Below are 16,773 nucleotides of genomic sequence, written 5' to 3'. Positions count from 1 at the left end.
TATTTTGTCAGCACAATGAAATGGGCTGCGTGAGTGAGGTCACAGGAATGAAAGCGCTTACATCCATTTTGTTAACGAATGTGATCCAGATCGTTATCTGGATGTACGAGGCAATGACGTCCCCGCCGCACGCTGAGTTAATTGGCGCCACAACCACTCAACCGGGCCCTGCCGGTAAAAACGTAGCCATATGACGGAGAACAGCAGATTTACGGCCCAGACCGGAATGACGAAATACAGCAGCTCCAGCCGGTCAAATTTCATAAACAAGCCCGCCTGGTAAAACAGCGTGGTACAGATTAAGGTCTGTAACAGATAGTTGGTTAGCGCCATGCGCCCCACGCAGGCGATGGCAATGACCCATTTTAAGCGGCTAAGCTGCGGCCAGAAACCGAACATCAGCGCTGCGTAACCAAGGGTCTGCAACGGCGCGCCCAGCTCTCGCGGAGCTTGTAACAGGAAAGCACACCAGCGGTAGGCCCAGTCCAGTTGCCACTGAGCGATGATAGCAGGCAGGTTAATCGCCATCCCTGTAATGATCAGCAGCACGCCGGTACGTCTATAGTGCTGCAAACTATACTGTCCTTTTAGCCAGCCGCTGCGCATTAATGCTGCGCCGAGCAGCATCATCCCCGCCAGTTGCCAGCCGTACTGCGCACCCAACGCCAGCAAGCTATTGGACATCATATCCACGCGATTGCTGACTGCTTCCATTCCGCCGTTCACCTTCCAGTATTTTTCATACAGCAACGCTGAAGCATCCGGTGTCCAGGCGCGGCTGGTCTCACTCCCGGAGATCACGCCCAGCAGCAGCAGTACGCCAACGCCCACCAGATAAAGCAGCACGCCGGTATTAAATAAACTTTTTACCGACGGCGCATCACGGATCAACCGCCAACAAATCAGGCCGATTAAGCCATATGCCAGCAGAATATCGCCATCCCAGAAGAGTAAACCGTGAATAAAACCCAATAGCACCAGCAGCGTAAGCCGCGACTGGATCCAGCGTTTACCGCGTGGGAGCAGCATTTGCAGACCAGCACCGAACAGCAGCGCAAAAAGCGTGAGGAATTTTACCTGCGCAAAGAGATCGAGCAGCGCCCAGGTCCAGGCGTCGGATAAGGTGATGTTGCCATACCACGCGGGATTGAGGTATGCCGCCTTTGGCAGGCCAAAGGCGCTAATATTGAGAAGCAGGATACCCAGGATGGCGACGCCACGAATAAAATCCAGCGTGACATTACGCTCCATGGTCCCTGCCCCGATCAGTTGTGGTGGCGTACTGCGCGCAGGAATTCCTGACGCGTGTTCTGGCTGGACTTAAACAATCCGCCAAGAGACGTGGTCGTGGTCGCGCTGGTCGCATCACGAATGCCGCGCGCTTTCACACAGTAATGCACCGCATCAATCGACACTGCTACATTGTTCGTCCCGAGCAGCGTTTGCAGCGCAGTGAGAATTTGCTGAGTCAGGCGTTCCTGTACCTGCGGACGCTGAGCGAAGAACTGCACAATGCGGTTAATCTTCGACAGACCAATGACCGAATCTTTCGGGATGTACGCCACTGTCGCCTTGCCATCGATAGTGACAAAGTGGTGTTCGCAGGTGCTGGTCAGCGTGATATCGCGGACCGTGACCATCTCATCCACCTTCATTTTGTTTTCAATGACGGTGATTTTCGGGAAGTTGGCGTAATCGAGGCCGGAGAAAATCTCATCAACATACATTTTCGCAATGCGATGCGGAGTTTCCATCAAACTGTCATCGCTCAAATCAAGGTTGAGCAATTGCATAATCTCGGTCATATGACCTGAGATCAGACGTTTGCGCGTTTCGTTATCCATCTCTTGCACGGGCGGGCGCAGTGGTGTTTCAAGACCACGCGCCACCAGCGCTTCATGAACCAGGGCCGCTTCTTTACTGAGTGATGACATTTCTTCTTCTCCTGCAGGTGGGGCGCCTCTGCCCTGCATGGGGCAAAGTTTTTAGGCTGTGTCACAGCCAGAACATTGTGCGTGAGGCGGCGCACATAATCCAGTATTCACCGCGATAATTATTGAAATTGGCACAGCCTTTCAGCGTAGCAATTTCACTTACTGTTTAGCCCGGTGATATCGAGTGTTAATGTAAAGTTATATAGATGATGAAGTATGTTTGCTCAATGCGGAAGTGAAAGTTACTCACGGTGCAATGAATAATCTGTATTATGGTGAGTTCGCAAACACATTCAGGTTCAACACAACAAGGAGCCACGCATGGAAATGCTTGAAGAGCACCGCTGTTTTGAAGGTTGGCAGCAACGCTGGCGTCACGACTCCGCCACGCTAAATTGCGCTATGACCTTCAGTATTTTTCTTCCCCCACCCCGCGATAACGCCCCGCCTCCGGTGCTGTACTGGCTGTCAGGTTTGACCTGCAATGATGAAAACTTCACGACGAAAGCCGGGGCGCAACGCATCGCGGCTGAACTGGGTATAGTCCTGGTGATGCCGGACACCAGCCCGCGTGGCGAGCAGGTTGCCAACGATGAGGGTTACGATTTAGGTCAGGGAGCCGGTTTTTACCTTAATGCCACCCAGCAGCCGTGGGCAAGCCATTTTCGCATGTATGACTATCTGCGTGACGAACTGCCGGCACTGATTCAGTCTCAGTTTAACGTCAGCGATCGCTGCGCGATCAGCGGGCATTCTATGGGCGGTCACGGCGCATTAATTATGGCGCTGAAAAATCCCGGGAAATACACCAGTGTTTCCGCCTTTGCGCCGATCGTAAATCCTTGCCGCGTTCCTTGGGGCGAGAAGGCTTTTAGCGCTTATCTGGGTGAAGATAAATCGCAATGGGCTGAGTGGGACAGTTGCGCGTTAATGCTGGCCAGCAAGCCCGCAGATGCGATTCCAACGCTGATTGATCAGGGTGATAGCGATCAGTTTCTTGCCGATCAGTTGCAGCCCGCGGTACTGGCCGAAACAGCACGTCAAACCGCATGGCCAATGACCTTACGCATCCAGCCGGGTTACGATCACAGCTATTACTTTATTGCGTCGTTTATCGAGGATCACCTGCGATTCCACGCCCAGTATTTGCTGAAGTGATCACCAGTAAAGGGTATTTTCTATTGCCGCGCTGTAGCTCATCTCTTCTGACTGCGGCGCGGACGCTTTACGATTTAGATCGGCCGCCTGTTGGCGTACCTGTAATCGCCCCACGCTCTCACCGCCTTCATGACCTTCATTAAAATTACGCACTTCAGACTCGAATAAGATTGCATCCAGGTGATGCAACTTATTCAGTGCACGCAACAGAGAGATAAGCGTATCAAGATTCAATCCCCCACCTTTCTCAATTCGTTTAATGGTTGCAATCCCCACCTGAGCACTGTCGGCAAACTGCTGCTGGGTCAGGGCCAAGGAAATCCGCGTTTCCCGGATACGCGCGCATAATGACAAGATGATTTCATCATTATTCATGGTGTGATATTTCATGCCACTCTCTCCGTTTTCTGGGCTGAATTTTTCCCAGACAGCCATGATACGTTTCACGGTATTTCGCGCTCATGTCTTTACCCGTTTCATACATAGCTGCAATTACCTCATCGAGCGAAACGCATGGCTCACTGATGCGGCTTATCGCCATCGTTGCGGCGTTAATTGCTTTTACTGACGAAATCGCGTTGCGTTCGACACAGGGAATTTGTACCTGCCCGCCAACCGGATCGCAGGTAAGCCCCAAATGATGTTCCATGGCAATTTCTGCGGCGCTCAGCACCTGACCGACTGAGGCCCCCATCAGTTCTGCTAAGCCGGCTGCCGCCATCGAACTTGCCACGCCGATCTCCCCCTGACACCCGACCTCAGAACCTAAAATAGAGGCATTTTGTTTGAACAGTAACGCGATGGCGCCAGCGGTAAGAAAAAAGCGGGTAACCGATGCGTTATCCAGTTCACAGATAAACTTATCGTACCAACTAAGGACCGCCGGGATGATGCCGCTCGCGCCATTAGTCGGCGCGGTCACCACCCGCCCACCGGCGGCATTCTCCTCACTGACGGCAATCGCAAAGGCATTGACCCAGTTGAGGTTGGTGAGAAAGTCGTTAGCAGAGGGTCTCATTGCCAGTGATTTATGCAATGCGCAAGCTCTGCGCGGTACCTGATACGGCCCCGGCAACAGCCCCTCAGTATGCAGACCGCGATGGACTGCCTGCTGCATAATCGCCCAAACGTACGAAAAATAGTCATGCAACGCCGCCTGGGAATGCACCTGTAACTCATTTTTCATCATTAATGCCGCAACGGATAAACCATTGCGCTGACACAGATCCTGCAGTTGCGCCGCATGCTGAAAAGCAAAAGGATATACGTTTTCTTGCGCCGCTGTCTCGGGCGTCGACGCGCCGGGTTTACGAACCTGTCCGGCGCCGGTTGAAAACCATGTTTCTTCATACAACGTAAAATAATCATCCCGGGCGCGAAACGTCATCGCATAGGGATGACCGGCATGCGGTTGCTGATTAGCCAGAATCGTCACCGTCACGGCAACTGAAGGAGAGAGCAGCAAAATACCGTTCTGTTCAGCACGTTTAATGGCCTCCATTTGCTGACGTAAATCAACATCATCCGGCTGGTTACCCAACAGCCCCAGATAAAGAGCGATATCAACGTTATGACACTTGCGGCTTAATGAGAGCGCACCGTATAGCTCAACCTCGATTTCTCGCGTTAGCGGTAAGATCTCCTGTAGCTTTAATTGTGAAATGAAGTTAAACGCGGCACGCATTGGCCCTACTGTTCTTGAACTGGAAGGCCCAATGACGACTTTAAAAATATCAATACAACTTTCCATTTTAGACCCATCCTGTTAGTCAAAATAGAATATACCGCCAGTAGCAACAGACCGTGACGTGTATATCAAAAATGATACCTTTCAGACTTTGTTTATTTATTGGTATAAAAAACAATACTATTTTTTCTTTTTTTTAACATTCACATCTGTGATAAAGCAGGATTCAATCGCCACCCCCTACTATTACAATAACCTTAATTTACAGGAGTGACATAATGGCAATTATTTATTTTATTAGTGCAAAAGAACCTGAAAAACTGCAGGCATGGTTGCATGAAACGTTTCTAAATCGCGATACAAAAGAAAATCAGTGTACACTGGAACAATCACATATAACGCACATCAATAAATCATATTTTAAATTGTCAATACCAGATAAATCATTCACAAATGAAATATATAAAAAACTGCGAATCACGTCATTCGCTCAGCAGTTTGATTTTTTCATTAAACCGCAAATCATTCCAGCGAAAGGAATTATTGCATTCGATATGGACTCGACATTTATCGAAGAAGAAGGTGTCGATGAAATTGCGCGCGTGCTCGGCATCTCCGCACAGATAGCAGAGCTGACGAAGCAGGCGATGGAAGGAAAGCTGGATTTCAATAGCAGCTTTACCCGGCGCATCGGGATGTTAAAAGGAACCCATATCGATGTGATTAATGCCGTATGCGATCAAATGACCGCTTCTCCCGGCATTACCACTATTTTGCCCATTCTCAAACAGAAAGGATTTAAATCGGCGATCATTTCTGGTGGTTTAGACATTTTTACTCGCAGGTTACAGGAAAAATATCATCTGGATTATGTTTTTTCTAATACCGTTGAAATCAGGGACGGTAAACTGACAGATAATATCGCTGCGCCTATCATGAATGCAGATAATAAACAAAAAACATTGGAGCGACTCGCCAATACATTGCAGATACCGCAGCATAATATTATCACCTGCGGTGATGGCGCTAACGATATTCCCATGCTGACATATGCAGGCACGGGGATTGCTTGGAAAGCTAAACCGGCGGTCAGAGAGTTAATAACAAATCAAATTAACTTTCACGGATTCGAGTCACTTTTGTTCTTGATCGAAAATGGATTATAACCCACGAGCACTGCCTGAAGGGAAACTCATATGAGCTTAAAATCGTTTATATTCAGCCAGACTGATAAGCCGGTTGTAAAAGAAAAACAAGAGATTGACCATACTTACAAAAAATTCAGGATAGAGATCATTACCTCGGTTTTTATCTCTTACGCTGTCTTTTATTTAACGCGTAAAAACTTTTCAGCGGCCATGCCGGCAATGTTGTCTAATACCGCTCTGACCGCAGAAGATTTTGCCATCATGTCTTCACTGTTTTACATCCTGTATGGGTCAATGAAGTTTGTTGGCGGCATGCTGGTTGATAAAATCAATCCGAAAGCCATGACCGGCCCGGTGCTCATTGGCGTTGGGATCGTCAATATTCTTTTTGGTTTTTCCGACAGCGTCGCTGCGTTTTATGTGCTGTACAGCCTCAACGCCATTCTCCAGGGCACCAGTTTTCCGCCAATGGCAAAGATCATGGCATCCTGGTTTTCCAAAAATGAACGTGGGCGTTGGTGGGCGGTCGTTGAGGCGGCGCATAATATCGGCGGCAGTCTCGCCCCACTGTTGACCAGTTTTGCGATTGTCTGGAGCGGCAGCTGGAAAATGGGTTTTTATGTGCCGGGCGCGATCTCCCTGCTGATGGGGATTGTTGCACTCTTTACGATTAAAGACCGTCCCGGGACCTTAGGTTTGCCTAACGTTGGAGAATGGCGCAATGATCCGACAGAACTTGCCCAGGTTAAGGCCAGTCCAGTTAACCTCTCCTTTTGGCAGATTTTCGTTAAATATATCCTGATTAACCCGCTGGTATGGATTATTATCATCGGCGATATGTCTGTTTATATTGCCCGCACCATTCTCAACGACTGGCCGCAAATTTACTATTCGCAGGTACATGGCTGGAGCCTGATTAAGGCCAACTCCATTATCTCGTGGTTTGAAGGCGGTGGACTTGCCGGAGGACTACTGGCGGGTTACTTATCGGACTTTATGTTTAAAAGTAATCGCTGGATGACAGGACTAATATTCGCCTTAATGCTGTGCGTGTGTATTACCTTAATCCCAGTGGTACAGGATACTTCATATACCATTACGGCGATACTCTTCACCATAATGGGGTTCGCCCTGTACGGCCCGCATATGCTTTTTGCCGTCGGTTGTCTGGATGTTACTCATAAAGATGCAGCGGGATCGATAACCGGCTTCCGGGGATTATTTAGCTATGTCGGCGCGGCATTAGCAGGCGTACCGGTGATATTAGTGAAGAATAGCTGGGAGTGGTCTGGTGTTTATCTGTATGCCGTGATCGCCATCCTGTTAACAACCCTGTCACTGGCCTTACTCGCCAAATTCCATCGGCTATAAGCCAGCCAAAACAGGACAGCGGTGTTATAGCCGCTGTCCTTAAGTCAAAAACGTAAGCCATTCTTCAGCATCAAAAAGGTTTCCCCTCTTCATTCGTCTCGCTTTCATTACTTTTTCTCCTTTTTTCTCACTCCATTATCTTATTGATTAAAAAGCATTTCCCTCGAAATGAAATCAAACACAAATGATTTCTATTATCATTTGTGTTTACAAAAATTAATGATTTTGTACAATCACCCCGCTTCTTTACTGAAAAGAGTCCTTAAAAGACAAATACATACAATTGTCATGGCCTTTCACATGACGCGCAGTTTGATTCATTTAAATGGAATGATACAAATGACTATACCTCACGTTAAGGCTGTAGCTGCCGCAGTATGCGTCGCCAGTCTCCCATCACTCGGCCATGCCGCAGAACAAGACACCGTGGTAGTAACAGCTACCGGCTTTGAGCAGAAAATACAGGATGCTCCGGCGTCGATATCTGTTATTACCAAGCAGCAGATCGAAGATAAAGCCTATCGCGATGTCACCGATGCGCTAAAAGATGTCCCTGGCGTCGTCGTCACCGGCGGGGGGAGCAGCAGCGACATCAGTATTCGCGGTATGGCTTCGCAATACACGCTCTTCCTGGTCAACGGTAAACGCATCAGCACCCGCGGCACACGCCCGAACAGCGACAATTCAGGTATTGAGCAAGGTTGGCTGCCGCCGCTGGAATCCATCGAGCGTATTGAAGTCATCCGTGGCCCGATGTCGTCCCTGTATGGTTCCGATGCGATGGGCGGCGTCATTAACGTCATCACCAAGAAAGTCTCGAATACCAAAGCCTGGACCGGCTCTCTGCACGGCGACGCCACGTTCCAGGAGGACAGAGACTCCGGCGATATTTACCAGACCAACGCCTATGCGTCCGGGCCACTGATTGACGGATTACTTGGTGCGAAGGTGACCGGGTTATTCTCCCATCGGGCGGAAGATAAAATCCTCAATGGCTACAATGAACAGCGTATGCGTAACGGAGGGTTAACCCTGAACTTTACGCCAGATGATAAAAATGACGTCGACTTCGATTACGCTCGTGAATTGCAAGACCGCGACAGTACGCCGGGCAAATCTATGGCTGAGGAAAACTGCCGCAACGGAAGCTGTAAGCCCAACAGTAAAAGCGAAAGCAAGTATGTACACACGACCTATTCCTTAACCCACAGTGGTTATTACGACGACTTCAACTCCACCAGCTATGTCCAGCAGGAAGAGAGCGAAAACCCGGGTCGCCAGATGAAGTCTTACAACACGATTTTCAATAACCAGAATCAGGTCTTCCTCGGGGCGCACACCCTGACGTTAGGCGGGCAATACCGTTATGAGAAATTGCGTGATAACGGGAATCAGCTACAAGCTGCTGATGGGCTGAACAAACTGACCCGCTGGAGCTGGGCGTTGTTTGCTGAAGATGAATGGGCCGTTACCGATACCTTTACGTTGACCGGTGGTCTGCGTATGGATAAAGATGAAAACTACGGTGACAACTGGACGCCGCGCGGCTATGGCGTATGGCATCTGAGCGATCAATGGACCTTAAAAGGCGGCGTTTCGGCGGGCTACCGTGCGCCAGACCTGCGCCAGTCATCAGCAAACTGGGGACAGGTCACCGGCGGCGGACGTCTGAACGGAATCATTGTCGGCAATCCAGACCTGAAGCCGGAGAAAAGCCTCAGCGAAGAAATCGGCTTACTGTGGGATAACGGCGACAACCTCAACGCAGGCGTCACCCTGTTCAATACCGACTTCAAAAACAAAATCACCGAGGTGCGTCGCTGTAACAGCAGTTCCGACCCGGCCTGTACTATCGGCAATACCACTTATGACTTCGTCAGCGATCGCGTTAACGTCGATAAAGCTAATATGCGCGGCGTAGAATCCACCTTCGGCTGGAAAATAACCTCCGACGTCAACTGGACGGCGAACTACACCTACACGGAATCTGAGCAGAAAAGCGGTCAGTTCTCCGGCCAGCCATTGAACAAAATGCCAAAGCATATGTTCAACACCACGCTGGACTGGCAGGCCACGCAGGATCTCGGTTTCTGGAGCCGCCTGAATCTGCGCGGGAAAACGTCTGAATACCTGAGCCGTACTTCTATGGCGCAGGGCACGCCGTCCTATACCCAGGTCGATGTGGGTTTACGCTACTATGCCACCAAGGATCTGTTGATGACTGCCGGCGTGTATAACGTGCTGGATAAGCAAATCGATTACGATACCTACGACACCGTCCTCGATGGTCGTCGTTACACGGTTGGCCTGACTTACAGCTTCTAAGTCTGGCGCAATAAAAAACCCCGGCACTCACCATGCCGGGGTTTTGTTATGCTTTTTATACTGTTATTTCTTCACGCGGCCCGGGAATTTCATTTCGCTATAGCGAACAAAATGGGTTCCTTTCGTCAGCTTATAGCCAAACCAGATAATCAGGAACAGTGGGATACCGATATAGGTAGCCATCACGCCGCCCCAGTCAATGCTGTCTTTCAGGAACGCTTCGTAGTTCTGACCGAGGGTAATAATCAGGCACAGCACAAAGGCGAAGATCGGCCCCAGCGGGAAGAAGCCAGAACGATACGGCAGATCTTTCACATCATGACCTTGCAGCACATAACCGCGACGGAAGCGATAGTGGCTAATGGCGATCCCCAGCCAGGCGATAAAGCCCGTCATCCCGGAGGTATTCAGCAACCACAGGTATACGGTCTGGTTGCCAAACATCGAGGTCAGGAAGCACAGCCCCGCCACCACGGTGGTCGCATACAGCGCGTTACGCGGTACACCGCCACGGGACAGTTTGCCGAAAATACGTGGCGCTTTGCCGTCACATGCCAGGGTGTAAAGCATACGCGTGGAGGCATACATCCCGGAGTTACCCGCAGATAGCACTGCCGTCAGGATAACTGCGTTCATCACCGCCGCCGCAGACAGCAGACCCGCATGCTGGAATACCAGCGTGAACGGGCTAACGCTGATGTCTTTCACATCGTTACGCAGCAGGCTCGGATCGGTGTACGGAATGATCAGGCTGATAATCAAAATCGCGAACACATAGAACAGCAGGATTCGCCAGAACACCTGACGGACCGCACGTGGGATATTCTTCTCAGGATCTTCAGATTCGCCTGCCGCGATACCGATCAGCTCAGTTCCCTGGAAGGAGAAGCCAACGATCATCGCCACGCCAATCATCGCAGCAAAACCACCGGCAAACGGTGCATCACCGGTCGTCCAGTTGCTCCAGCCCACTGGCTGAGCGCCTTTGAAGATACCGAAAATCATCATCACGCCAACCACGATGAAGATAATGACGGTGGTCACTTTGATCAGTGAGAACCAGTATTCCGCCTCACCGAATCCGCGAACGGAAATGTAGTTCAGCAGGAAAATAACGCCGAGGAACAGCGCGCTCCAGATCCAGCCCGGCGTGTCCGGGAACCACCAGCTCATTACCAACTGTGCGGCCACCAGGTCAACGGCAATCGTTACTGCCCAGTTGTACCAGTAGTTCCACCCCAGCGCGAAACCAAAGCCTTCTTCTACATAGTTCTGACCGTAGGTGGAGAACGAGCCGGAAACCGGCATGTAGGCAGCCAGTTCACCGAGACTGGTCATCAGGAAGTACACCATCAGGCCAATCAGAATATAGGAAAACAGCGCGCCGCCAGGACCCGCCGCAGAAATGGTTGCACCAGATGCAACGAAAAGACCCGTACCGATGGAACCACCAATGGCGATCATCGTCAGGTGACGCGCCTTCAGTTCACGACGTAGCGTGGGCGCTTCTGTGGTTTTAGTTTCGGAAACCATGTGAAAATGCTATCCATCCAAAAAATGAGGCGCGATTGTAGCAGACGAAACGGCATTCTTCCGGCACAAATGCGCTGTTATAAGAGACCTTCATGACTGGCCGCGGATTATAAGTAAAGCAGAAAACAGAGGGTGCAAGGCGGTTAAAACGTAACCGCCATTATGCAAAAAGGAGTCATCACGACAGTGAACGTCTTATTCCCCCTGCTCTACCTGGTCGCTGTAGTGCAAAAAGCGCGTAATGGCATTGGAGATATGTTTTTGTCGATGATGAACACGCCATAGCGTGCGGACCAAATGCGGAAGCGGCACGGGAACTTCGCTCAGCGTTCCCGCCTGTAACTGCTCGGCAATGACCCGCCGCGACAAACAGCTGATCCCGAGACCATGGCGCACCGCATGCTTAATGGCCTCGGAGTTACCCAACTCCATTGCCATCTGAAATCTCGGTAAATGAGACAACAGCAGGTAATCCACCAGTTCACGCGTACCTGATCCTCGTTCACGCAGGATCCACGGCGAAGCAGCCAGCTGTTCCAGCGTAACGGGTCCCTTTGTCAGCGGTGACGACGGTACCGCGAACACTACCAGCTCGTCTTCAAGCCACGGTTCAGAGATTATTTCCGTACTATGACACGGCCCTTCAATCAGCCCGATATCTACCCGGAAATCCAGTACCGCATTGATCACATCCTGGCTGTTGCCCACGCTAAGCTCCAGCGGCAAATCGGGGAAATCATGCCGATAGCGGGCGATCATGGCAGGCAGAATATAGTTGCCAATGGTGCTACTGGCATAAACCCGAATGGCACCATTATCTTCGCGGAAAAGCTGTTCGATTTCGGTCGTTTGCTCGAGTAGTGCCAGCGCCCGTGGGTAGAGCAAGCGCCCGTGCTCGTTGACTACCAGTCGTTTGCCCACCCGGTCAAAGAGCTGTACGCCAAGCTGTCCTTCCAGATCGGTAAGCGCGGCACTCACCGCCGACTGCGACAATGCCAGCATGACAGACGCCTGGGTCGTTGAGCCGCTTTTTAATACCTCAGCAAACACTTCAAGTTGTCGCAGGGTGATATGCATAGTCGTTTTCCACCGGATATCCGTCACTTACCACTTATAGAGATTAATTATAAATATATAATCAATTTTATTTTTAAACCACTTCGCCGTACTCTTTTACCCAGATAAAGGAGAAGGATATGACAGAACTCACCTTGCAGACTCATCGTCGTACAGCGTGGCATTTTATTCCGGGGCTCGCCCTGAGTGCAGTTATCACTGGGGTCGCCTTATGGGGTGGATCCATTCCCGCCGTCGCAGGTGCCGGGTTCAGCGCCCTCACCCTAGCAATTTTACTGGGGATGGTTCTCGGCAATACCGTCTATCCGCACATCTGGAAAAGCTGTGACGGCGGAGTGCTGTTTGCTAAACAACATTTATTGCGTCTGGGGATTATCCTCTACGGGTTTCGCCTCACCTTCGCGCAAATTGCTGACGTTGGCGTCAGCGGTATCGTGATTGATGTGTTAACGCTAAGCAGTACCTTTATGATTGCCTGCTTCCTTGGGCAGAAAGTGTTTGGTCTGGACCGCCATACCAGTTGGCTGATTGGCGCGGGGAGCAGCATTTGTGGTGCCGCCGCCGTGCTGGCAACTGAACCGGTGGTGAAAGCGGAAGCCAGTAAGGTGACCGTCGCTGTCGCCACAGTGGTCATCTTCGGTACCATAGCTATCTTCCTGTATCCGGCGATGTACCCGCTACTGGCGCACTGGTTTAGCCCGGAAACCTACGGCATTTACATTGGTTCCACCATGCATGAAGTCGCTCAGGTTGTGGCTGCCGGTCACGCCATTAACCCGGATGCGGAAAACGCCGCGGTTATTGCCAAAATGCTGCGCGTCATGATGCTGGCACCGTTCCTTATCCTGTTGGCCGCTCGCGTTAAACAGCTTTCTCCGGCCACCGGTGGTGAGAAGAGCAAAATCACCATTCCGTGGTTTGCCATCCTGTTCATTGTGGTCGCGATTTTTAACTCGTTCCACTTTCTGCCGCAGTCGGTAGTGAATATGCTGGTAACACTGGATACCATTTTGCTGGCAATGGCGATGGCTGCACTGGGGCTGACCACTCACGTTAGCGCCCTGAAAAAAGCCGGCGCTAAACCATTACTGATGGCCCTGCTGCTGTTTGTCTGGCTGATTGTGGGCGGTGGCGCGATTAACCTCGCTATCCACGCACTGATGGCATAAACGAGCACGACTCCCCCCCATTAACCCGCTATACTCTCCCCTTTTGAGTATGGCGGGTTTAATTTATGAAATATATTGGAGCGCACGTAAGCGCCGCTGGCGGTCTGGCTAACGCCGCTATTCGAGCCGCAGAAATCGAAGCGACCGCATTCGCCCTGTTCACCAAGAATCAGCGTCAGTGGCGTGCCGCGCCGCTGACCACCGAAATCATTGATGGTTTCAAATCTGCCTGCGAGAAGTATCACTATACTTCCGCGCAAATCCTGCCTCACGACAGCTACCTGATAAATCTCGGGCATCCGGTCAGCGATGCGCTGGAAAAATCACGCGAGGCGTTTATCGATGAAATGCAGCGCTGCGAACAGCTTGGCCTATCCCTGTTGAACTTTCACCCGGGCAGCCATTTGATGCAGATCCCGGAAGATGAATGTCTGGCGCGCATTGCCGAATCCATCAACATCGCCCTCGCCCAGACCCAGGGCGTTACAGCGGTAATTGAAAATACCGCCGGACAGGGCAGCAACCTTGGCTTTAAGTTTGAGCACCTGGCCGCCATTATCGACGGCGTAGAAGATAAATCCCGTGTCGGCGTCTGTATTGATACCTGCCACGCCTTCGCGGCCGGTTACGATTTGCGTTCCGTTGAGGAATGCGAAAAGACGTTTGCGGAATTCGAACGTATTGTCGGCTTCAAATATCTGCGCGGTATGCACCTGAACGACGCAAAGAGCACGTTTGGCAGCCGCGTTGACCGTCACCACAGCTTGGGTGAAGGCAATATTGGCCACGACGCATTCCGATGGATTATGCAGGACAATCGTTTTGACGGCATTCCGCTGGTGCTGGAAACCATTAATCCAGATATCTGGGCAGAAGAGATTGCCTGGCTGAAAGCCCAGCAAACAGAAAAAGCGGTGGCCTAATCATGAACGACAGGGAAAAGCAGATCCTTAAGATCCTGCGCCGCAATCCGTTGATTCAGCAGAATGAAATCGCCGATATTTTGCAGATCAGCCGTTCACGCGTCGCTGCGCATATTATGGATTTAATGCGTAAAGGCATGATCAAAGGTAAAGGTTATATCCTTACCGAACAGGATTATTGCGTGGTTGTAGGGGCTATCAACATGGATATCCGGGGTGTTGCAGACATCCATTATCCTCAGGCAGCCTCTAACCCTGGTAGCATTCATTGCTCAGCGGGCGGTGTAGGACGTAACATCGCCCACAACCTGGCGCTGCTGGGGCGCGACGTACATTTAATTTCCGCTGTTGGCAGTGACTTCTATGGCGAAACATTGCTGGAACAAACGCGTCAGGCTGGTGTTAACGTTTCCAGCTGCATTCGTCTGCATGGACACAATACCTCAACCTACCTATCGATCGCTAATCAGCGGGAAGAGACCGTCCTGGCCATTAACGATACCCATATCCTGCAACAATTGACGCCGCAGTTGCTGAACAGTTCGCGAGATTTGATCCGCCATTCCGGTGTCGTACTGGCCGATTGCAATCTGACCGCCGAAGCCATTGAGTGGGTCTTTACTATTGCCGATGACATTCCGGTATTTATTGACACCGTTTCAGAGTTCAAAGCGGCAAAAATGAAGACCTGGTTTACGCGTATTCATACGCTTAAACCCACGCAGAAAGAGCTTGCGATTTTATGGGGCCAACCTATTCATACTGATGCGGATCGCGTACAGGCCGTCAATAGCCTGCATCAGCAAGGGGTAAAACGCATTTTTGTCTGCCTGGAAGATGAATCCGTTTTTTGCAGCGAAAAGGACGGCGAACAGTTTTTATTGACGCCGCCTGAGCATACGGTGGTAGACAGTTTTGGTGCCGATGACGCTTTTATGGCGGGATTACTGTACAGCTTTCTGGAAGGCAGTGAGTTTCGTGAAAGCGCGCGCTTTGCCATGGCCTGCGCGGCATTATCGCGGGCCAGCGTCAGTATCAACAACCCAACGCTCTCTGCGGATAACGCTCTGTATTTGCTGCAAACAGCTTGAATGTCTGCCGGATAGCGCTACGCTTATCCGGCCTACAAACTTTATTTTATGCCAGTCCGATAAAGAAACCGGCGATAGTGGCGCTCATCAGGTTCGACAGCGTTGCTGCTGCCAGCGCACGCATTCCAAGCTGCGCGATTTCCGGTGCACGCTGTGGCGCAATCGCCGAAAATGCCCCGACCACGACGCCAATCGAACCGAAGTTCGCGAAACCACACAGCGCAAACGAGATAATCGCGATGGTCTTCACGTCCAGCGTCCCGCCCGTTTGCAGATACGGCGAGAAGTTGAGATAAGCGACAAATTCGTTGATCGCCAGCTTCTGTCCAATCAAGCTACCTGCCAGCGTTGCATCACTCCAGTCCACGCCCATAATCCATGCCAGCGGGGCTAACACATAGCCAAAGATCCCTTCCAGAGTGGCATGCCCATAACCAAACCAACCACCAATTCCGCCGATAATACCGTTAATCAGCGCGATAATGGCGACAAATGCCATAACTACTGTCGCCACACCTGCGGCGATCTTCAGCCCGGTCATCGCCCCACTCGCCGCCGCCTCGATGATGCTTTTCGGTGGTGTTTCAGTAAATGACAGGTTTTCAAAGGTGACGCGAGATTCTTCCGTTGCCGGACTCAGCATACGCGCGAACAAAATACCGCCAGGGATTGCCATCAAGGATGCCGCCAACAAATAATCAATCGGGACGCCCATTCCGGCGTAACCAATCATCATTGAGCCAGCAATCGAGGCCATCCCGCTACAGATAGCGGTAAACAACTCATTGCGATTCAGGCGATCAATAAACGGTTTCACGATTGCCGGGATCTCGTTTTGCCCGAGGAAAATCGTGGTTACGGCGACAAATGACTCGATCTTACTGATATTCAGCGCCTTCTGGAAAATACCGCCGAGGATGCGGATCAACAGCCCCATCACGCCAATGTAGTAGAGCAGACTGATGAGTGCGGTCACAAAAATGATGGCCGGGAGCACCCGGAAGGCGAAAATAAACCCGGCCCCGTCAAACAGCACATCCATTTTTGGCCCAACCAGAGAGCCGAAGATAAATGCGCTACCTGCATCACTATATGACATCACCTTGTGCACGCCGAGCGCGGCCTGTTCAACCAGCCATTTTCCCGGCGGGAAATAGAGCATAATGCCGCCGATGGCTATTTGCAGTACCAGCGCAGCCCCAACAGTGCGCAGACTAATACGTTTTTTATTTACTGACAGCAGAAACGCGATGGCCAGTAATACCACCATACCCACAACACTTCTCATTATATCCATAATGAAATTCCCTTCATGCCAGGAAACCCAGCGTTATCGCCAGGTTTTGGTAGGTTTGAT

General features: G+C 51.0%; 14 protein-coding genes. 7 read left to right on the top strand and 7 right to left on the bottom strand.

Annotated elements, in window-relative coordinates; all coding sequences use genetic code 11:
* Positions 1–93 precede the first annotated feature (93 nt).
* Positions 94–1,251 (bottom strand): DUF418 domain-containing protein YeiB, encoded by a 1,158-nt coding sequence (yeiB, locus tag OGY15_RS08775; RefSeq protein ID WP_151224729.1) that lies wholly within the window; start codon positions 1,249–1,251, stop codon positions 94–96.
* A gap of 14 nt (positions 1,252–1,265) precedes the next feature.
* A complete protein-coding gene (gene folE, locus OGY15_RS08770) occupies positions 1,266–1,934 on the bottom strand; it encodes a GTP cyclohydrolase I FolE (RefSeq protein ID WP_003027410.1) in 669 nt (222 codons plus the stop codon).
* A 321-nt stretch (positions 1,935–2,255) separates the two neighbouring features.
* Here folE and fghA point away from each other — a divergent pair, with 321 nt between their 5' ends.
* Positions 2,256–3,092, top strand: coding sequence for an S-formylglutathione hydrolase (gene fghA, locus OGY15_RS08765; RefSeq protein WP_151219834.1), 837 nt, complete (start codon positions 2,256–2,258; stop codon positions 3,090–3,092).
* On the opposite strand, the gene OGY15_RS08760 is transcribed toward fghA, so the two are convergent.
* Together OGY15_RS08760 and OGY15_RS08755 are read right to left on the bottom strand one after the other, a co-directional pair.
* Positions 3,093–3,482: a helix-turn-helix domain-containing protein gene (locus OGY15_RS08760; protein WP_151219835.1), complete on the bottom strand. Its 390-nt coding sequence runs from the start codon at positions 3,480–3,482 to the stop codon at positions 3,093–3,095.
* Positions 3,460–4,842: an L-serine ammonia-lyase gene (locus tag OGY15_RS08755; protein WP_151219836.1), complete on the bottom strand. Its 1,383-nt coding sequence runs from the start codon at positions 4,840–4,842 to the stop codon at positions 3,460–3,462. Before OGY15_RS08755 ends, OGY15_RS08760 begins: the two co-directional genes overlap by 23 nt.
* 215 nt (positions 4,843–5,057) lie before the next feature.
* Here OGY15_RS08755 and serB point away from each other — a divergent pair, with 215 nt between their 5' ends.
* The 3 genes from serB (at position 5,058) to OGY15_RS08740 (ending at position 9,623) form a co-directional block, all read left to right on the top strand.
* Positions 5,058–5,945, top strand: a complete 888-nt coding sequence (gene serB, locus OGY15_RS08750) for a phosphoserine phosphatase SerB (RefSeq protein ID WP_286538942.1) — start codon at positions 5,058–5,060, stop codon at positions 5,943–5,945.
* 30 nt (positions 5,946–5,975) lie between these two features.
* Positions 5,976–7,298, top strand: a complete 1,323-nt coding sequence (locus OGY15_RS08745) for an MFS transporter (RefSeq protein WP_286538941.1) — start codon at positions 5,976–5,978, stop codon at positions 7,296–7,298.
* Between the two features lie 339 nt (positions 7,299–7,637).
* Positions 7,638–9,623 (top strand): ligand-gated channel protein, encoded by a 1,986-nt coding sequence (locus tag OGY15_RS08740; protein WP_151219839.1) that lies wholly within the window; start codon positions 7,638–7,640, stop codon positions 9,621–9,623.
* A gap of 63 nt (positions 9,624–9,686) precedes the next feature.
* Here the strand turns inward: OGY15_RS08740 and lysP are convergent, their stop codons facing one another.
* Positions 9,687–11,156 (bottom strand): lysine-specific permease, encoded by a 1,470-nt coding sequence (gene lysP, locus OGY15_RS08735; RefSeq protein WP_003027419.1) that lies wholly within the window; start codon positions 11,154–11,156, stop codon positions 9,687–9,689.
* A 195-nt stretch (positions 11,157–11,351) separates the two neighbouring features.
* Positions 11,352–12,233, bottom strand: coding sequence for a DNA-binding transcriptional regulator YeiE (gene yieE, locus OGY15_RS08730; protein ID WP_286538940.1), 882 nt, complete (start codon positions 12,231–12,233; stop codon positions 11,352–11,354).
* A gap of 119 nt (positions 12,234–12,352) precedes the next feature.
* Between yieE and OGY15_RS08725 the strand changes: the two genes are divergently transcribed.
* From OGY15_RS08725 to OGY15_RS08715, 3 genes are all read left to right on the top strand, one after another.
* Complete coding sequence (locus tag OGY15_RS08725) at positions 12,353–13,402, top strand: YeiH family protein (protein ID WP_151219841.1); 1,050 nt, start codon at positions 12,353–12,355, stop codon at positions 13,400–13,402.
* A 65-nt stretch (positions 13,403–13,467) separates the two neighbouring features.
* Positions 13,468–14,325 (top strand): deoxyribonuclease IV, encoded by an 858-nt coding sequence (gene nfo / locus OGY15_RS08720; protein ID WP_151224731.1) that lies wholly within the window; start codon positions 13,468–13,470, stop codon positions 14,323–14,325.
* 2 nt (positions 14,326–14,327) lie between these two features.
* A complete protein-coding gene (locus tag OGY15_RS08715; RefSeq protein WP_151219843.1) occupies positions 14,328–15,416 on the top strand; it encodes a sugar kinase in 1,089 nt (362 codons plus the stop codon).
* A 46-nt stretch (positions 15,417–15,462) separates the two neighbouring features.
* Here OGY15_RS08715 and OGY15_RS08710 read toward each other — a convergent pair whose 3' ends face one another.
* Entirely contained in the window at positions 15,463–16,713 is a 1,251-nt protein-coding gene (locus tag OGY15_RS08710) for a NupC/NupG family nucleoside CNT transporter (RefSeq protein ID WP_187258698.1), read from the bottom strand.
* Positions 16,714–16,773: the final 60 nt, after the last annotated feature.

The sequence above is a fragment of the Citrobacter sp. Cu231 genome, assembly GCF_030332265.1.
Classification (GTDB): Bacteria; Pseudomonadota; Gammaproteobacteria; order Enterobacterales; family Enterobacteriaceae; genus Citrobacter; species Citrobacter meridianamericanus.
Note: the sequence above shows the minus strand (reverse complement) of the source record. Positions and strands in the feature narration are given on the sequence as shown.